We start from the raw sequence: 18,320 nt of genomic DNA, 5'->3' as shown, positions 1-18,320 counted from the left end.
TCAAAATTTGTAGGCCTTCTGGAGGAAATTAAAGCCAGGCACGAATGTAAATTTATCTAACCCCCGGTATGCCCGGGAAAGGAGGGGTTCATGACCAGGTCCATTCATAAGATTATCGATGAACAGATTAAACGGTGGGAAATGCAAAAGAAGCAGGGCGTAAGCCCGGTGGATACCTGCAATGTGATTACCATTTCAAGGCAACGTGGCAGCCGTGGACATGAGGTGGCTGAAGCACTTGCGAAAGCGTTGGGCTTTGACCTATTTGACTATGAAATAGTTGAGGGCATGATCAAGGAGACCAAGGATTCTTCTGATAGAAGTAATACTATAGTTGAAACTGATAGGGCTAAGACTCTGCTTGACACCCTTGATGAGAAGAAAATGAATATTGTGGATGACCTGATTGCCGCATTGGTCCACAAACACCATCTATGGCCTGACGAGTATTCAAAAATTCTGCTTCGGGTACTCAATACAATCGGCAGTCACGGCAATGCCGTTATTCTGGGCAGGGGAGGCAATTTTGCCTTAAAAGACACTAACGCCCTAAGGGTGAGAATCGTTGCCCCTGATGACATGCGCTGCAAGGTGGTACAGAAGGACAAGGGGCTGAACGCGGATGATGCCAAGAAACTTATGGTCAGCATTGATGCCAACAGGAGGGCCTTTATCAGGCGGTATTTTAATGCTGATACTCAGGATCCGGCCAACTACGACCTGGTTTTAAACACAGGTAAGATATCCGTGGAAAAGGCAGTCAGTATTATCCAGGAGGCCTTGGCTTAAGTTTTCGTTATTGTTATCGTTATTGTTCATAGAAATCCACTAAGTACCGGCGTTTCTAATGTAGGGGATTGGGAAAATTCCAATCCCCTTTGAGTTTTTTTGTAGGTTTTATTTTTTTAGGATAAAAAATTCAACATCTACCGGCCAGCCATGGCCGTTACTTCAGAAAACCCCGGATGATTCTGTCCACGGCTTCATCGTAAGTGAGTCCTAAGCTCATCAGTTTGATCAGTTGATCATTGGCGATTTTCCCGATGGATGCTTCATGGGTTAACTCTGCGTCCGGGTGCAGAGCGCGTAAGGCCGGCACCGTTTCATTCATGCCGTTGCCCATAATGATGGCGTCACATTCGATATGGCCAAAGCTTTTGGCTCTTGCTTCCACGTTGGCGTAGAAATCCTGTTTGGAGTTCTCTTTGATTACGGACCTGGATACCAGGTTTGTCTTACTGTGATGACCCTTGAGGATAATATTGTTTTCAGAGATGGCTATCTGGTGCCCTTCTGTCAATATACGTTCGGTGACAAAAAAGGAGCTGCCTGCGGCCAGTTCCGCTTCATTCACTCGCTTTGCCTCGTCCACGCCGCCTATCTGGGTCAGTTCCATCTCCACCACGGCGTTTTCGTCCAGATAGACCTTTGTGGTGGGATTCAGGCTTCGCTTACCTTTTCCTTCACCTGTGGCAACGTGTTTTTCCTGGTAGCGGATGGTGGCGTTTTTACCCACCCGGAATTCATGGATGCCTTCGTGGCCTTCTGGCCTGCTTCCTGAGCAGTGGATGCCGCATCCGGCAACGATGGTGACATCGGCGCCTTCCCCAATGATAAAGGTATTGTATACCACGTCATGCAGGCCGGCCTGGTTGAGTATTACCGGGATGTGTACCGATTCGTTGATCACCCCCGGTTTGACGGTTACCACAATACCGGTACCATCTTCATTGGGTTCAATGTTAATATTTTCCGACACCGCACGTGATAAAAGTTTTCCGTTTTTCCGGATATTGAATGCGCCTTTGGGAATGCCGTCCAGGCCTGCCACTGCCTTTAATAAATTTTTATCTATAGCATCTAGCATCGATATCTCCTTCACATAGATTTGCGTATCCGCAAACACTTAAATCGCTTAGCAGCGGCATGGCGCCTTCCAGATCCCCGGTATAGGCAATCTGACCTTTCTTTATGAGCAGCAGGCAGTCTGCTGCTGCAAGGAACGCCTTATTGTGACTGACGACAATGGTTGTTGTCCCGTTCTCCGTGATCTGCCGTTTTATCAATCGAACCATGGGATCTATGGTCCAAAGATCTATGCCCGTGTCCGGCTCATCATAGATCGCCAGGCCGGGATTTCGGGCAATGGTGGTGGCAAGTTCGATCTTTTTTATCTCTCCGCCGGAAAGTTTTGAATCTACGGGCTTGTCGAGAAAATCCAGGGAGCAGAACCCCACCCGGGCCAGGATATCCATCAGTTTCCCTTCGTCATCAGTGCCGGCGGCAATGGATAGAAGATCCCTGAACGTCACCCCCTTGAACCGGGCTGATTGCTGAAATCCATAAGCGATTCCCTGTCTGGCCCGCTCGGTAATGGTCATGTCCGTGATATCCTGGCCATTGTATATGATCTGGCCCCGGGTGTTTTTGTTAATCCCCATGATAGTTTTGGCAAGGGTGGTCTTTCCTCCCCCGTTGGGGCCGGTAATGCCGTAAAACTTACCTTTTTCAAAGGTAAAGCTGATACCGTCAAGAATGGTTTTTTGGATCAATCCGTTTCCCGCCTCTTCGTCGGGTACGGTAAAATATATATCTTTAAGTTCCAGCATCTTTTCCCTCTCTTGCTGATATTTAGTTAATCTGTTTTATGCGTTGGCCATATCAAAAGTAATGCAGACGTTTAAAAAAAAGGCTAAAATATTTGTTTGATAATAACTGATTTGAATTACCTAATAAACTATTATTTATTGTTTGAATCAATATTGATGTTATATTTCGATTTGGTTCGCAAGCTGGTCGAATTTGACCACCTTCCCCAAAGCATCATCCCAATCTGCTTTGTTTCCCCAATAAATATGGCCTTGGGGGTTTATTTGCACATTACTGTCGAGACTTGCGGTTGGGACAACCAACAATCCTGTTTCCATTTGCATATTGGGAAGAGCTGATCCCCAATTAGAGCAAAAACTTTTGACTTAACTTTCTGTGAGCAAATTACATAGGATTGCCCTACAAAATCCGAAAATCGGTCTTGACAATTTGGGTTATATATTATTCATATGCTGTTAATGTTTGAATGATAACGATATCATCGTTTCTCTTTGGATTAAAATATGAACTGGAAGACTCAATGAATCAATATTCTACCGCCTCAGAATTATTTGATGCCTGTGGTCTGTTGTTTGGTCCTGAAGTTGAGGTTTCCATAGAATTTTTAAAATATCTGCAACCGTCTGGAATTAAGGATGCATACCGCTGCCAGGCATTTAAAACGCATCCGGATCGTGCCGCTGCATTGGGTCAGGATGAAGAATTCTTAAATGACCGGTTTAAGACCCTCACACAAGCCTATGAACGTTTAATTGCCGCTATAAAAGGGGATGGACGCGTTTTGATGCAGCAATCAAAGCCTCAGCCACCCAAACGCCCGCCAGAGTACGGCAAACCGCCGAAAAAGCCTAACCCATATCCTGGAAATGATCATTTCTATTCAAATAAGGGAAACGTACCCGAAAGGAAGTTGTTGATCGGTCAATACCTGTATTATTCCGGATATATATCCTGGAATACACTTATTGAAATTATTGTTCGGCAACGTAGAGAGCGTCCTCCGATCGGTCAGCTTGCGGTTAATTGGGGCTTAATTGACTCAGACCAGCTACAGTATATTCTCGCCAATCGTAAATTCAGTGAAAAATTTGGGGATTATGCAGTTCGAAATAAATATTTTACTCAGCGTAACCTTTTGGCTCTTTTATATAAACAAAAAAAGCTTCAGCGGCCCATCGGCCATTATCTACTGCAATACGGCTTTAGGCCTTACGTACTGGAGCGGCTGGTAAAAAAACAGAAAATCCATAACCGGAGTGCAACATTTTAATGACCGACGATTTTCAGATGGGTCTGGAAAAAACAAGAGCTTAGAACCGATCCGATTTTTTTGCCGGATCTTTTTTTATATATGCCGGCATGGTTCTCAATAGACTGGGTTTTTCCAATCGGCCGCTGTCGCTGACGCCTCAATTTTTCGAAAACAAGCCGCTGGATGTTCTGTTTCGTCCAGGGGTGAAAGCCTCGGACTTCAATCACTACAAACTGGGGCGCAGTCTTGATGATGCGGTCGACTACGGCTCTGAACTGCTTTTCAGCGAAATCGCCTCATATAGTTGTCGGTCGCCTTGAAACAACACTGCCCAATCAGATTGGGAAACCTGTTGAAAATCCCACTCTTCGCTGGGTTTTAAATGTAATTTCAGATGGATCTGTTGATTCAAACACCTCATATCCGGCACCTTTGGCCACAATTTTTCCCTGGTCAAGCACATAGGCCCGGTCGGCAATTTTCCGCGTCAGGTGAATATCATGGGAAATAAACAGCATGGAAAAGCCTTTTTTGTGCTGAAGGCCCTTAAGCATGCGCAGTAAATGGGCCTGGGCGGACGGGTCCAGCATGGCGGTAATTTCATCGGCAATGAGAAGCACAGGATCGGTCACCATGGCTCTTGCCACACTGACACGTTGGCGCTGTCCTCCGCTTAACGCATGGCAGGGCTGGTTCAGAAACCCTGTATCCCGGGACAGGTGTACCAGGGGCAGGGCGGCAAGGGCCTTTTCATCCCTGTCTTGTTGGGTTTTCCACCCCATGATGTCCAACGGTTCCCGGACAGCCTCCAGGACCGTCAGCCTGGGACTCACGGCCTGGGTCGGGTCCTGGAATACCAGCTGCATGCCGTTCATGCATGAGGTGGCACGGTTGTCCGTCAAGGGCGTTCCCTGGAAGATCACCCGGCCTTTATCCGGTATTTCCAGGGCCACCAGCAGATGGGCCAGGGTGGATTTTCCCGAGCCTGAAGGGCCCACAAGGGCCACGACCTCTCCGAATTTAATCGTGATATCCGCCTGGTGAACCGCCTTGACGGCAGTGCCGTTCAGGTCAAATGTTTTTTCAAGTCCCCGGGCCTCGAGCACCGTGGTGATACCCCCTTTATGGCAGGCCACCTGCCTGTTTTTGCCTGCTTCAACAAGGGGCGGCCGGCGGGTGCTGCAGTTCGGGCCGTGCTGGACACAGCGCGGACAAAAGGGGCAGCCGGAGACGCTGCCGGGGGATGGCGGGGTGCCGGCAATCCCCCAAAGATCTTTGTAGCCGTAAAATTCAGGACAGGCATTAATCAGCCCCCGGGTATAGGGGTGGCAGGGGTCGGCCAGCACTGCCTGGGTGGGTCCGGCTTCAATAACCTGGCCTGCGTACAGGGTGACAATATTTTCGGTCATCCTGGCAATGGCCGGCATGGCATGGGAGATCAGAATCATGGCAAACCCCAGGTGCTGCTGGAGTGTAACAATCAGATCCGCCATGGCAGATGCGGCGGCTGGATCCAGGGCAGTGAAGGGTTCGTCTACTATGAGCAGATCCGGACTGCAGGCAACGGCCATGGCAATGAGTACCCGCTGGCGCATGCCGCCGGATAACTGGTGGGCGTATGCATTTTGCCAAACCGGCTCCAGACCGGCCTGCTTAAAGAGGCTGGCTGTCTGTTGACTGGCTACCGCCCGATTAAGGCCCAAGTGACGGATCAGGGTTTCCGCTACCTGTTCTCCCACCGTAATAACCGGATTGAACACTTCCTGGCTGTTTTGGAAAACCAGGGCAATGCGGTTCCATCGGAATTTCGCAAGCTCCTTTTCTTTCAATCCGGTCAGCTCAACGCCGTTGAAGCGGATATCGCCTGTGATTCGGGCGGATTTGGCAAGGCCCATGACCGCCATGGCAAGGCTGGTTTTGCCGCACCCGGATTCCCCGATCAGTCCCAGGGTTTTACCCGCGGCCAGGGAGAGGCTGACCCGGTCCAGAACAGGGATTACCAAGTCGTTCTGCCTGTATTCAAGGCATAGATCATTGATTTCCAGAAGTGGTTCAAGCGTCAATGCTCAACTCCTTTTTCCCAGCCTGGGGTCTGCAATTTTTTCCATGTCCCGGCTGACCAGGGCCAGGCTGACCACCATCAGGGTCAGGGAAAACCAGGGGAACACCAGCCACCACTGCCAGAACCGTGTGTAATAGATACCGGGAAAAGAGGTGGCATGGTGAAGGATCAGACCCCAGGATCCGGAGGAGGGATCCCCTAATCCTAAAAAAGAGAGCCCGGCCTCGGCCACAATGGCCCGGCCGGTCAGCCGGATCATGCTCACGGCGGCAAGGGGAAACACCTCGGGCAGAAAATGGCGGCGGATCAGATAAAACGCAGATGCGCCGTTGAGTTCGGCTGCCCGGATGTACTGTCGCTGTTTCAAGCCCAGAACCCTGGACCGGACAATTCTTGCTGTGTGAACCCAGGAAAAACAGGATAGCACCAGGACAATGGAAAGCAGACTGGGACCGAAAAAGGCGGCCAGCATAATCATTGCCGGTAAGTCCGGCAGCACCAGCAAGACATCCACCATGCGCATGATGATCATGTCGGTCAGCCCGCCGGCATATCCCGACACAAGACCTGCAATGGCACCCCCCAACCCTGCGACCAGTGCTGTGCCAAGCCCGACAATCAGGCTGATCCTGGCCCCGTGGCAGATCTGAGCCCACAGATCCACCCCCAGTTCATCCGTGCCCATGATATGTTCGGATCCAGGAGGACTGAGGGCTGGGCCTGACATTTGCCGGTGGGAATGGGAACAGAGCAGGGGCGCTGCCAGGGCCAGGAAGATGATGGCACCCAGAAAAAACGCGCCGGCCCGGCCCGAAGGCGTCATCCGGGAAAAAAGCGCCGGCAGGAATGTAAAACTCATGCCTTCATCAGCCTTTGCCTTTTAGTGTGTGGCTTTTCACTCACCCTGGGATCCAGCCGCCGGTACACAAGGTCTGCCATAAAATTGGCAGACAAAACCGCGAGGGTCACCAAAAGGAATATGCCCTGGATCAAGGGATAGTCCTGGACCATGACCGATTCACGCAAGAGCTTGCCCAGTCCCGGATAGTTAAACACGTTCTCCACCAGGACGGCTCCGCCCACAAGCGCCCCAAGGCTCATAAACACCCGGGTGACAATGGGCAACAGGGCGTTGCGCAGGGCATGTCGCCAAAATATCCTGATTTTTGTCAGCCCCTTGGCCCGGGCCGTGACCATGAAATTCTTTTCCAACACCGTCACAAGGCTGTTCCGGGCCAGAAGATAAATGCCGCCCAGACGGGCCAGGGTCAGCGTTGCCACGGGCAGGGCCGCATGCGCGGCAATGTCTGTTGCCTTTTCCATGAGCGTCATTTGGCCAGTGAAATGAGACATGGCTCCGGACAGGGGAAACAGGTCCAGGGCCGCAGCAAAGATAAAAAGAATCACCAGCCCCATAAGAAATGCCGGAATCTCGGAAATAAGGATCAGCCCCACAAATAAAAGCCGATCTGCCCACTGGTGGCGCAATGCCGCGGACACCACGCCCAAAAAAGTACCGATGATCGTGGAGAGCGTTACGGCTGCGGTCACCAGGCCCAGGGTCCAGGGCAGCCGTCGGGCCAGAATTCCCGCGACGGCGTTGTTAAAATAGACCGATTCCCCAAGGTCTCCATGGGCAAGTTTGACCAGATACCGAGCATACTGGACCGGTACGGGATCATCAAACCCGTATTGATCCATATAATAATTTTTTTGAGCCTCAGTGAATTCCGGCAGGTCCTCACCTTCGTCCCCGGACAGATGAACAAACGGGTCTCCGGGCATCATGCGTGGCAAAAGGAAATTTAGGGTAATGATTACCCACACCGTCACCAGGTATGAAATCACCCGGCCGGATGCCCCTGCAGCGGTTTGATTTGTTTTCATATCAGCGCCATGTTTTCCAGTCTAAATAGGACAGTTTGCTGTGCTCCAAACTGTGATGGTCAAACATAAACATCCACCCGTCGTACTTGGCCGGCCGGAACGCCGTGTACCCCGTGGTATAAAACAGCGGGATCTCAGGCACCTCTTCTGCGGCCATCTGCTGGATTTTTACAACCAGGTCCCGCCGCTTTTCAGGATCGGTTTGGGAGCGCTGGGCGTTCAACAATTTCATCAGGGCCGGGGAGGCCAACCCGGAACCACCCGAAGCTGATGGCGAACTTGATTGCTTGATGTCCCCGGTACAGTGGGCGATCAGATAATCGGGGTCACCGCCCCATCCGCCGTGGCCGATGATGGCCAGATCGTAGTTTTGGTTTCTGACCCGGCTGTCCCGGGTTTTACCGTTGCAACTTTTGATGCTTATTTCCACGCCCACGTCAGCCAGACGCTGTTTTAGAATTTGCGCCATCCGGACTTCGTCGCCGGCACATAACAGATCAAAGGCAAGGGGCTTGCCGTCAGCTCCTGTTCGCACAGATCCCCCGTTCCGGGTGAATCCGGCCTGGTCCAAAAGCCTGCCTGCCTTTTCGGGATTAAACTCATAGGCTCTGACGTTTTGGGCGGCCATGATATGGTCCGGGGGCAGAATGCCTGCCCGTCCGGGCAGGGCGGCTCCCCGGGCCACCTTGGCCACAAGTTCGTCAAGGTCAACGGCATGGGCAAAGGCCCGGCGGACCTGAGTGATTTGGGCCGGACCGGGAAGGTTCCGGTTGAACAGGAGTCGGTATCCCCAGAACCCCGGACTCTTGAGTATCCTATGTTCGGGATCAGTTTGAAATTTGGGCAAAAGGTCCGGGGAGACCCGGATCATGTCTATCTCGTGCTTCTGGTAGGCCAGAATGGGTTCACTTACCGGGATGAACTCCAGCCGGTTGACCCGAACGGCCGGTCCCCAGAAATCCTTAAACCGCTCAAACCGGTAGGTGCCGTGTTCCCGGCTGTAGCCGGTGAGCCGATATGGGCCTGTGCCGATCACCGCCTCCGGCGTGGTAAATGTTTTGGGATTATCCACCTTTTCCCAGATGTGTTTGGGGATGATACGGCTGATGCCCAGGCTGTAAAGCATTGATGCGGTGGGCGTCTTCAAGGTTACCTTGATCCGGTCGTCGTCAAGGATTTCAACCCGGTCGATGCGGTCAAATACATAGGACCAGGTCATGGGAAAGCGGCCGGCGTAATTCAGGGAAAAGGCCACATCCTCGGGTGTCATGGGTGTACCGTCATGCCACTTGACTCCTTTACGAACGGTGAATATGTATGCCTTTCCCTGGTCTTCAACCTGCCAGGATGTGGCCAGCCAGGGGATAAGTCCCTGATCCCCACGTTCCAGGAGACTGTCGAAGATCATGCACATTTTAAACCCCCCGGGCCCCCGGGGATAGTGGGCGTAGGGGCTCGGGTATCCCCAGTCCCCGCCAGCCAGCCGGATGACCTCCACCTGACCGGACGAGGTGCCGGCATTGAGTGTCGGCACCAGAAAAAACAGACATAACGCCAGGATCACTATACACCGGCGCAGTGCATAACTCGCCGGTTTATATGTCATCCGACCCTCCCGATGTGGTCTTGCGGTCTTCGTGAACGGACCAGGTCATGGCACCCCGGCAGACCGGTGCGGCAGGCACATATTCGCCGTCAACACACCGGGTCTCCACATAGTCGGCGATGATTTGTTCTGCCTCCCGGGTGATCTCCATATGGGACTGAAAAAAACGAGTGATATGGCGGATGGTGTGATCCCTGTCCCAGTCGATCTCTTTGTTCCACCAGGAAAAGGTAATGTCCGGGCGATACCCCATGGCATAAACCAGGTTGAACGGGTAGATGATATCCGTGTGTTTTTGGGGCATGGGCCGGTCGAAAAATTTTTCCCACAGGGGTGCAAACTGCTGATTCATGCCGGGACCTGAAAAGGCGCTCATATAGCAATAATGGGTGGAGGCCGCCATCAGTTTCATGACGGCATCAGGCCCGTCAATGCCGGGTGTCATGGAGGCAAATACCAGATCAAAGGCCTTTTTCCATACCTGTTCTGCCAGATCCGTCTCCTGCCAGGTTTTTTGAACAATGCTAATATTGTCAACCTTTTCTTGTTCGATCCGTTTCGACATGATGTCGATCATGCCGCCCGAGGGTTCAAGGGCAGTGACATGGGCGCAGAGTTTGGCCATGGGCAGGGCCCAGGAGCCCGGGCCTGCACCGACATCCAGAACCCGTGTTTTTGGGGTCAAAATCCCTTTGTCCACAAGCTGTTTAAGCGTGGCATCCCGCTTGACAGACGCCTTTTCTCCGCTGGTCCGTTGGGCAAAATCCTTGGCCATGTTGTCCCATCTGTTTATATCGCAGGGGCCGCGAGCTTCCGACCTTGCCGGCTGTTCAGCTTTGGATCGTTCAATGGTTTTCAGCCACTGATTTTCCCAGAATGTTTGGGCGTTTGCTTGTAGTTCCATAATCGTTTTCCCTATATCTTAATGGTGAAGGTGATGCCTACTGTACTATCCGTGGCCGGATACCCCGTACTGTCATAATAGTCTTCGTCCAGCAAGTTCTTAATATATACGTTCACGGTGCCGTTTTTCAGCCAGCCAAGCTGTTCAAAACATTTGTACTCAAAACCTAAGTCCACCACACTGTGGGCCGGGATGTCCACCTCGTGAAAATTCCAGACGTCATCGGCAATCTCTTCGGAGACCTCGGTGGATTCGTCACTCTGGTAGGTGTAATCCAGCATCAGGGTTGCTTTTTCGTTAAAGGCATAGCGCAGTCCAATCCCGACCTGGTGCTCGGCCCGCTGGTCCAGTTCGGTCTCTCCGGCCGGTTCGTTTCCCTGGTTTTCAAATTTTTGCCAGGCCCAGCTCAGATAAAAAGAGAGTTCCGGAGTGATATTTCCTGACAACTCGAGGGTGGTACCGTCGCGATAAACCTCCTCCAGGTTGACTTTATAGTCGCTGAACCGCAACACCCCGGCCCCGGCGCCTGAATACTGGGCAAAGCTGCTGTTGGTGGCGATGAAATCCTTGATATCGTAAAACGCATACCCGGCTTTCAGGTTGATGTTGCCCCAGAGCCTGCGGTTTATGATCAGGTCATATCCCATGCCGTGTTCCGGTTCCAGGGTAATACCGGCAGGTCGACCCTGGGGGTTGTAATCACCGTGGTAGTCCGGGGCGTGCCAGATTTTGCTGACACCGGCGGAAAGGGAGGTGTCCCGGAACCAGGCACCTAAATGGTCCATATGCCAGGTGGTCATGGATTTTGGGATGATCTGGTCAAAGTCCCGCTTCACATATTTGTCGTAATATGAGTTATACAGATTGCCGTTGGACCAGTTGCTGACACAGATATTGACATCCTCGTACCGTAATCCCAGGGTCATGTCCACATGGGGAATAACGCCGAATTTATGCTGGACAAATGCGCCTTTTTTGCGAATTCGCTCTGTTTTACTGTCGTCCACACTTTCATCAAAAAGCTGGGTAAAGTCGACACCTACAGTGGTTTCACCCCCGGCCCATTTGATTTCGTCCTTAATTTTTCCACCCTGCTGCCACCAGTCCGTTTCCATGGAGGTTGGTAAGATTCCCTTGGATTTATCTTTCGCGTCCACCCAGTCTAAGTAGGCCCGGTCACGGGTCTCTTCCCCGTAATAAGCGCCGACAAAGATTCTGTTGAGCCCTAATGTCTGGGCGTAGTTGAGACGGTAGGTCTCTGCCGTGCTGTCCCAGGTGGGGTTCTGCCAGGAATCCCAGACACTGTCCGTTACCTCGGGGTAGGAGGCGTCAACGTCTGTTGTTCCGTCTATCGCCGCACCGGGATTGTTAACCGGTGAATTGCGGTCAATATCTGATAATGAGGCGGAAAAGGTGATATATCCATCGCCAGGCAGTATAAATCCCAGGCGTCCGAACCCGATGTTGGTTTCGGTCTCACTGTTGCGCAGATACCCGTTTGTCATATAATTTTGGTATGCAATGTCGTAGATAAATTTTTCAACGCCACCCTGAATAACGGCTGTATTGGAAAAGGTATCATATGACCGGTATCCCGTTGTATACGTCAGCTGCGGTACCCGGGTCCGGTATTCCTTTGGGGTCTTTGTTTTCATGTTTAAGACCCCGCCGATGCTTTTGGCATCGTACAGAGCGGAATGGGGGCCGGGGAGGATTTCGACGGACTCGAGCAGAAATGCGGGCAGCTGTGCCCAATCCACAACATTGCTTGACTTGCGGCCGCCGGTTTTCTGAAGGGTCACGTCATCCAGGGCCGTGACAAATCGTGTGGTATCGAAGCCGTTCAGATAGATGCTGTCCACCCCGGGGTCCAGGTCTGATGTCCCTCGAAAATCCACCATGGCATTGGTTTTGATCGCATCTAAAACATAGATGGGCTCTCCGATGAATGTGATCTCTTCAAGTTCAATGGTGGTCTGGGACGGTGTTGTTTTATACCCCTGGACCCGGGCCTCGTCTTCCACAACCATCTCTTCTATTTCCTGAACTTTTGGGTTGGCCGTGTTTTTGTCTGTTTTATTTTCATCCGCCTGTAAAGGACTTATGCAAGAGAGGAACAACATCAGGCCGGCTGCAAAGGTGCAGCCTTTCAGTAAGTGAGTTTTCAACACCATCTCCTTCTTTTTTGTTCGCCGGCACATTACCGGTCGTTTAATGGGTTAACGTTACATTTGGGTGCTTCTGTTAAGCTGGGCAATGGCTGCCAGGGCATCCTCACGCTGGTGTTTATATTGCGCTGCCTGTTCAAACGCGCTGCGGCTGGCAACAATATCGTTATACTGCCAGGCCGCATACCCGGCCATCAGCCATGCCTGTCCTTTTTGGGAACAATTTTTTAGGGCTGCGGTCCTGAACGCCTTGTCTGCAGCCTTATAATTTTTTGTCTCGTACAGGACATCTCCTTTCAGCAGCAAAAGTTCCGGATTACCGGCTTGGGGATCAAGGCGGTTGAGCACTGCCAGTGCCTTATCCCCCTGGTCCATCTGGCGGTAGGCACAGACGAGGCCGTTTATCATCTGTCTGTTGTGACTTGGGGATGACTTTTTTCCGGCCGATTCGGTAATCAGGGTTTCATACATACGGGCGGCCCGGGCAGGGATGTTCAACTGCAAACTTAGATCTGCAAACAGTTTTTTTTCCTGCCGTGTCAACGGGGTTACAAAACTGTAGATGATCAGATCTTCAAAGGCGTTGGCATACTCCCCCCTAGTCAGATGGATGTGGATCAGGGCCTTCCACCACCTGGCTTCGGACGGGGCCTGCCGGCTGAGGGTACCGGCAAGGTCCAGGGCTTTGCCGGTGTCATTAATGGTCAGGTAAATCTGAAGCAGGGCCTCCTGCCATTTGATCCGAGATTCTCCCTTGGATTGGGCAATCAGATCCCTGAGCACAGGCGCGGCTTTTTTCCATTGCTGGGCCGTTACCAGGGCATTGGCATAGTTTTCCCGCCATTGCCGGGTGACCTGGTCCGGATGGGCGGAAAATAAAGAGTCAAATCTGCGGATTGCAGTCTGGGTCTTGCCGTCGGTGAGCGCCATAACTGCACTGTAGTACAGGTATTTGGGATTTTTGGGGTCAGATAGTTGATAGGCGGCCCAAAATGCCTTGACGGCTTTGGCGGTCTGGTTGGTGTCCGTATAGATCTTGGCCAGGTTGACCTGGGCATCCAGGTAGTTTTTATCCAGGGACAAGGCCGTCAGATATGCCGATTCTGCATGAGGCATCTCTTTTTGCATCAAAAAGCAATTGCCTAGGGCCAGGCAGACAGTTGGATGGCTGCACGGGGTATTGCTTTTGGATTTGGCCTGGTCCGCCTGGATGAGCTTGACGGCAGCAGCATAATCATTTTTATCCATGGCTTTCCTGACGTTGATCAGCAGACGCTGAATACCAACAGGCATTTTTTGATAACCTTGGGCCAAGCTCTTTTCCAGTGGAAAGAAGATCGCGGCGGCAAAAGCCAGAATGACGATGACGGTTTTTAAAATCGGATTCATGAAACACCTCAATTTAATTTAAAACGGATGCGTGTTCTAGCGCGGGTCTTTACAATTTCGCGGTTGACTCGACCGGGTTTGAACCGCCAAGCAGCAACGCACTGCATCACGCTGTCATCAAATATTTTTTCAGGTTCTGCATCCAGGATTTTTATGTCCTCCACACACCCCTGTTCATTCACCGTGAATTCCACAGATACCCAGCCTTCAATGGCCTTGGTCTTGGCCCGGAAGGGGTAGACCGGCGGAACCCTGGAAATCACCGTCAGGGGGTGATCCAGGTCTCCCGTGTCAAAAAGCGTGTCAAGGGATAGGGTGTCCAGAGATGTTGACATCACTTCGGGCACGGTAATGGTGGTCGGTCCCTGAGGCAACCGGGGATTGATTTCAAAGGGCATGGAAAGAGATCTGGTGATTTGCCGGTTCATGCTGGGTTTGCCCGATTGCTTTTTGGGTTGAGCCTTGGGCGGAGGCGTCTTTTTTTTCTTTTCCGGTTCAATGCTTGCGCGCCGTAGCCGGGTGAGCTGGATCTGCTGAATCATCGGGCCCACCAGCGGGACAGCCTCCTGGGGTTTTATCAGATTGGGAATAACGGAAAAAAGCAACAGATTCAGGGCCAGGGTGCCGGCCAATGCCACGGCCCAGGGCTGCCATCCAACGGCCAGCCCAAGGTGCTTCTCCATGGTTTTCACTGTCCCTCCGGAAGTGCTGCAGCCAAAGATACATTAGATGCCCCGGCCAGACGGCAGCCGTCCATGACCTGGATGGCCACGCCGGTGTCTGATTGCCGGTCCGCCACGACCACCACGGCCCCGTCGGGATTTTCCGCCAGGGCCCGTTCGGTATTGGCCCTGACCGCCCGGATGTCGATCTCCCGGTGATCCATGAATACCCGGTTCTGGCTGTCCACGGCAATCAAGATGGTGGCTTTTGATTGAGTTGTTGCTGTTGATGCTGTGGGCCGGGTGACATCAATACCGGTTTCCTTGACAAAACTTGTGGTGACAAGGAAAAAAATCAACAAAATAAATACCATATCAATGAGCGGTGCGATATTTAACTCCACCGCGCTTTTTTTGTTTTTTCTCCTTGCTAAAACGTTTAACATGGGTTGTTCCTCTAAAGGTGTCGTTTCAGGTATAAGCCCATCCGCTGGATGCGCCAGCTTAAATGTTCGGCCCGCCGGTCCAGAAATACCTTCATGTAAAGCCCTGGAATTGCGACAATAAGCCCGGTCTGGGTGGTGATGAGGGATTCTGAGATGCCGCCGGCCATGGCTTTGGCATTTCCTGTGCCGAATATAGCCAGAACGTCAAAGGTGCTTATCATGCCGGTGACGGTGCCAAGCAGTCCCATAAGCGGTGCCATGGCTGCAAGGACCCCGATCACCGCCAGGGAGCGGGTCATACGTCGGTTGATCCGGGCAACTGCGGCATCCAGAAGGTGGCGATCCAGTTGGGGGGAACCCGAACGGTTTCCAATGAACTCCGTGACCAAAAGACTGACGGCTCCGCGGTACATTTTTGGGTCAGGCAGGGTGTTCTCGCGAACCAGGGAGAGGGCTGTGCGGCTGTTCATGTTTTTTTTGTAAAGCCGCCTGAAAAAAAAGACCCGTTCGATAATCAACAGCCACATGACAAGACTTAAGATGACCAGGGGTACCATAACCACGCCGCCGGTCCGGATCAGCTCCGTCATGAGTTCAAGGTTCTCCCGAAGAAATTCCGGCATCAGGCCACCTTGAATTTTTGGACGATATTGATCAGTGCCATGGCCTTTTCCTCCATCATCCCCACACAGTTTTCCACGGCCCGGCTCAAAAGGGTGTGGGAGAGCATAATTGGAATGGCGACGGACAGGCCTATCATGGTGGTCACCAGGGCTTCGGAAATGCCGCCGGACATCATTCGTGGATCACCTGTGCCGTGCATGGTGATGACATGGAAGGTATCGATCATACCGGTAACCGTCCCTAACAGCCCTAACAGGGGTGCAATGGCTGCCAGCATACCCATGGTGGACAAAAACCGTTCCATGGGCGGGATCTCTTTAAGAATGGCTTCCTGGAGCGCATTTTCCAGGTCTTCCCTGGGAAGGTCCCGGTTTTCAACACCCGAGCGGATGACCCGGATAACCGGATTTTTACTGTACTGGTCGCAGGTTTCGGCACAAGCATCCCAGTTTCGATCTTCAGCCTGGGTTTCGATTCTGCTGCACACGGTTTCAAGTTTGATTTTCCGGCGCAAAAGGAAAAAAATTCGTTCCAGAGAGATCAAGGTACCCAATCCCAGAATGGCCAGAATGGGCCAGACAATGGTACCGCCTTTGGGAATCTGGTCCATCAGGCTTAATTGGTGAATAAGTTGATTCAATGCCCCGCCCCTGGAAATGTCCATGGGTACGGCATCACTTTTTCCATCCATGTACCGGGTGAGTTTTCCCTGCATGGCCGTGGGCGGCAGTTTGGACAGAGCATAAAGTTTTTTTTCTCCATGGGCGTAGTTGAGAAATCCGGTTTCCCCGGCCAGCCGGTATGCCGCTGTGAACGCGCCGATGATCAGGATCCGGCTCTCCTGGGCCTTTCCTTCGCGATTGACTATTGTGCCGGTTTCCAGGCAGACAGATCCGCCCTGGTCAATCTGGTCAAAAAGCAGGTTAGACATGGCTTTGATCCGGTCCATCCCTGGAATAATGGAATTATCTGTAATGGGAGATAAAAATTGGGTGTCCGGGTGATAGATCCCGGTAAGAAAGCTGTCATCCATAAGGGAACGGATGTCTTTGGCATTCATGCGGATGACGCCGGACAATTCCTGGACCGTGCCCTGGGCTTTATCCAGTTTTGCGGCCAGTTGGCTGTCCTGTGTGGTCAGGCTTTGGTTTTCAGATTTAAGGGCTTTAAGTTCAACATCAACGACTACAATCCGCTGCTTTAAATCCGCAATGGCCCGGTCCAGCCGGGACCTGTCTGCCAAAATTTGCTGGCGGCTTTCCCTGGCTGCCTTTTGGGCGGCAGACAGTTCCGCCGCCGCCTTTTGTTTCATGGATTCTTCAATTTTCCGGGCTTCGATGCGAACTTCCCGGATATCCTTTGCCCATGCCGACTGGCCGAAAAGCAGCAGAGCACCCAGCGCCGCACCTATTATTATATATATGGATATGGGGTTGTTTTTCATTGGACCACGATCCTTCCTATAGGCAGGGTTAAAATCTCAACGGGTTTGCGCTTTAAGCCCATGTCTATGGCAGCCTGAATGGTTTTAAGATGGGTGTTCCCCAAGGGTTCCCATACCTTTTGTGCAGGGTTGAAAAAACCGCATTTCTGTTTGTCCAGGGTCTGATAAAAAAGGCGCAGCCGTCCAAGTCTGAAGATGTTGACCAGGGTCTCTTCTCCGGAAAGGGGAATCGTTTGCTGGTAGGCTTCAATGGTTGTGCCGTATTCGGTTTCCACCAAAAGGGCTTCCATCAATTTTCTGAATTTTTCGCTTACCGGGACTTGGGGATTGGCGTTTAATTCTTCAAGTGCCTGAATCCTTTTTTGACGCTCCTCCTGTAAAAAGGGTAGATCCCGGGCGTTTATTTCTTTTATTTTGTCTAATAAATCGTAAAGAAATGGAGACATCTGACCCTCAATCTCTGCAAGGTCCTCTATCTGCTTTGTTTTTCGGATTATGCTTGAAATCAGGGCAGTTCTCCGGGCAGCTTCAGTGTTCAGTTCCTTTTCCCGCATGGCCAGTTCTTTTTCCAGGGCTTCGAACACCAATGTCTTTTTTTCTTTTTCAGTGCGCCAGTTGACATCCCGAGCCTGGATTTTTTGTTCAATTCCCACAGCCTCATGAACAGGGGCTTGGATCTCTTTTTTCACATTCCCTGCCAGGGCATCATAGGACCATGACATTGTCAGTAATAGGAAAACATGTATGAGTATTTTGCCTTTGTTCATAGCCTTCTCCTGCTTTCATTCAAGCTAATATCTTCAGTAAAAACGAATTAAATAGAAAATAAAAAAGCCAAAAAGGATGGTTGCATCGAAAATTTCGATACGCTTGCCTTCTTGGCTTTAGTTTACTTTATGTTTACTAAATAACGATTTGTCGTATGCGCCTTCTTGACGCATTCCGCCCTTTAAATCATATTAATTTTTTGTTGTCAAGGAGTTATAGGAAGGGGTTTTTACTGATATTTGAATTCAGACATTATATCCCTTTTTTAAACGATCAGGATTGAGGTGTCCAAACCACCACATTTTCTTTGCTCCAGATTTGGAACCTGCATTAGAATGCAATCTATGAACGCCCAATCAAATCGTTGACAAATGAAGTATAAATTATTGATATAGCAGTCGAATTCAGTCAATCAAAAGATTATCAAGCTGCCGCATTAGCAGGCCCAGTCATTTGATCATAATTCGATTTAATATCAATAACTTCATCGGATATTTC

At 51.3% G+C, this 18,320-nt stretch carries 16 protein-coding genes and 1 pseudogene; 3 read left to right on the top strand and 14 right to left on the bottom strand.

Annotated elements, in window-relative coordinates; all coding sequences use genetic code 11:
• Positions 1 to 90: 90 nt before the first annotated feature.
• Positions 91 to 789, top strand: coding sequence for an AAA family ATPase (locus B3D59_RS13010; RefSeq protein WP_286820261.1), 699 nt, complete (start codon positions 91 to 93; stop codon positions 787 to 789).
• 157 nt (positions 790 to 946) lie between these two features.
• Here B3D59_RS13010 and B3D59_RS13005 read toward each other — a convergent pair whose 3' ends face one another.
• Both B3D59_RS13005 and B3D59_RS13000 read right to left on the bottom strand, forming a co-directional pair.
• Entirely contained in the window at positions 947 to 1,867 is a 921-nt protein-coding gene (locus tag B3D59_RS13005; RefSeq protein ID WP_286820260.1) for a SufB/SufD family protein, read from the bottom strand.
• Positions 1,848 to 2,609 (bottom strand): ABC transporter ATP-binding protein, encoded by a 762-nt coding sequence (locus tag B3D59_RS13000; protein WP_286820259.1) that lies wholly within the window; start codon positions 2,607 to 2,609, stop codon positions 1,848 to 1,850. The genes B3D59_RS13005 and B3D59_RS13000 overlap by 20 nt, the downstream gene beginning before the upstream one ends.
• Positions 2,610 to 3,130: 521 nt before the next feature.
• On the opposite strand from B3D59_RS13000, the gene B3D59_RS12995 reads away from it, so the two are divergent.
• Complete coding sequence (locus tag B3D59_RS12995) at positions 3,131 to 3,880, top strand: J domain-containing protein (RefSeq protein ID WP_286820258.1); 750 nt, start codon at positions 3,131 to 3,133, stop codon at positions 3,878 to 3,880.
• An 83-nt stretch (positions 3,881 to 3,963) separates the two neighbouring features.
• Positions 3,964 to 4,173, top strand: a pseudogene (locus B3D59_RS12990) (DUF4277 domain-containing protein); the annotation flags it as partial.
• Positions 4,174 to 4,197: 24 nt separating this feature from the next.
• Here the strand turns inward: B3D59_RS12990 and B3D59_RS12985 are convergent.
• From B3D59_RS12985 to B3D59_RS12930, 12 genes are read right to left on the bottom strand one after another with little or no spacing between them, the layout of a single operon-like run.
• On the bottom strand, positions 4,198 to 5,925 hold the full coding sequence (locus B3D59_RS12985; RefSeq protein ID WP_286820256.1) for an ABC transporter ATP-binding protein: 1,728 nt from the start codon (positions 5,923 to 5,925) through the stop codon (positions 4,198 to 4,200).
• A 3-nt stretch (positions 5,926 to 5,928) separates the two neighbouring features.
• A complete protein-coding gene (locus B3D59_RS12980) occupies positions 5,929 to 6,783 on the bottom strand; it encodes an ABC transporter permease (RefSeq protein WP_286820255.1) in 855 nt (284 codons plus the stop codon).
• A complete protein-coding gene (locus tag B3D59_RS12975; protein ID WP_286820254.1) occupies positions 6,780 to 7,811 on the bottom strand; it encodes an ABC transporter permease in 1,032 nt (343 codons plus the stop codon). The genes B3D59_RS12980 and B3D59_RS12975 overlap by 4 nt, the downstream gene beginning before the upstream one ends.
• Before the next feature lies 1 nt (position 7,812).
• The gene (locus tag B3D59_RS12970) at positions 7,813 to 9,417 is read right to left on the bottom strand and encodes an ABC transporter substrate-binding protein (protein ID WP_286820253.1); all 1,605 of its coding nucleotides are present in this window, start codon (positions 9,415 to 9,417) and stop codon (positions 7,813 to 7,815) included.
• Positions 9,407 to 10,321 (bottom strand): class I SAM-dependent methyltransferase, encoded by a 915-nt coding sequence (locus B3D59_RS12965; protein ID WP_286820252.1) that lies wholly within the window; start codon positions 10,319 to 10,321, stop codon positions 9,407 to 9,409. Before B3D59_RS12965 ends, B3D59_RS12970 begins: the two co-directional genes overlap by 11 nt.
• 11 nt (positions 10,322 to 10,332) lie before the next feature.
• The gene (locus tag B3D59_RS12960; protein ID WP_422653201.1) at positions 10,333 to 12,489 is read right to left on the bottom strand and encodes a TonB-dependent receptor; all 2,157 of its coding nucleotides are present in this window, start codon (positions 12,487 to 12,489) and stop codon (positions 10,333 to 10,335) included.
• A 57-nt stretch (positions 12,490 to 12,546) separates the two neighbouring features.
• Complete coding sequence (locus B3D59_RS12955; protein ID WP_286820250.1) at positions 12,547 to 13,878, bottom strand: tetratricopeptide repeat protein; 1,332 nt, start codon at positions 13,876 to 13,878, stop codon at positions 12,547 to 12,549.
• 8 nt (positions 13,879 to 13,886) lie between these two features.
• A complete protein-coding gene (locus tag B3D59_RS12950; RefSeq protein WP_286820278.1) occupies positions 13,887 to 14,561 on the bottom strand; it encodes an energy transducer TonB in 675 nt (224 codons plus the stop codon).
• Positions 14,562 to 14,566: 5 nt separating this feature from the next.
• Positions 14,567 to 14,986 carry an ExbD/TolR family protein gene (locus tag B3D59_RS12945; protein WP_286820249.1) on the bottom strand — a complete coding sequence of 140 codons (420 nt, stop codon included), beginning with the start codon at positions 14,984 to 14,986 and terminating at the stop codon, positions 14,567 to 14,569.
• Positions 14,987 to 14,997: 11 nt separating this feature from the next.
• Positions 14,998 to 15,609 (bottom strand): MotA/TolQ/ExbB proton channel family protein, encoded by a 612-nt coding sequence (locus tag B3D59_RS12940; protein WP_286820248.1) that lies wholly within the window; start codon positions 15,607 to 15,609, stop codon positions 14,998 to 15,000.
• Positions 15,609 to 17,054, bottom strand: a complete 1,446-nt coding sequence (locus tag B3D59_RS12935; RefSeq protein WP_286820247.1) for a MotA/TolQ/ExbB proton channel family protein — start codon at positions 17,052 to 17,054, stop codon at positions 15,609 to 15,611. Before B3D59_RS12935 ends, B3D59_RS12940 begins: the two co-directional genes overlap by 1 nt.
• Positions 17,051 to 17,821 carry a DUF3450 domain-containing protein gene (locus B3D59_RS12930; RefSeq protein ID WP_286820246.1) on the bottom strand — a complete coding sequence of 257 codons (771 nt, stop codon included), beginning with the start codon at positions 17,819 to 17,821 and terminating at the stop codon, positions 17,051 to 17,053. The genes B3D59_RS12935 and B3D59_RS12930 overlap by 4 nt, the downstream gene beginning before the upstream one ends.
• Positions 17,822 to 18,320: the final 499 nt, after the last annotated feature.

The organism is Desulfobacter sp. UBA2225 (genome assembly GCF_002348205.1).
Classification (GTDB): domain Bacteria; phylum Desulfobacterota; class Desulfobacteria; order Desulfobacterales; family Desulfobacteraceae; genus Desulfobacter; species Desulfobacter postgatei.
The sequence above is the reverse complement of the archived record's forward strand: the minus strand, read 5'-3'. Positions and strand labels throughout refer to the sequence as shown.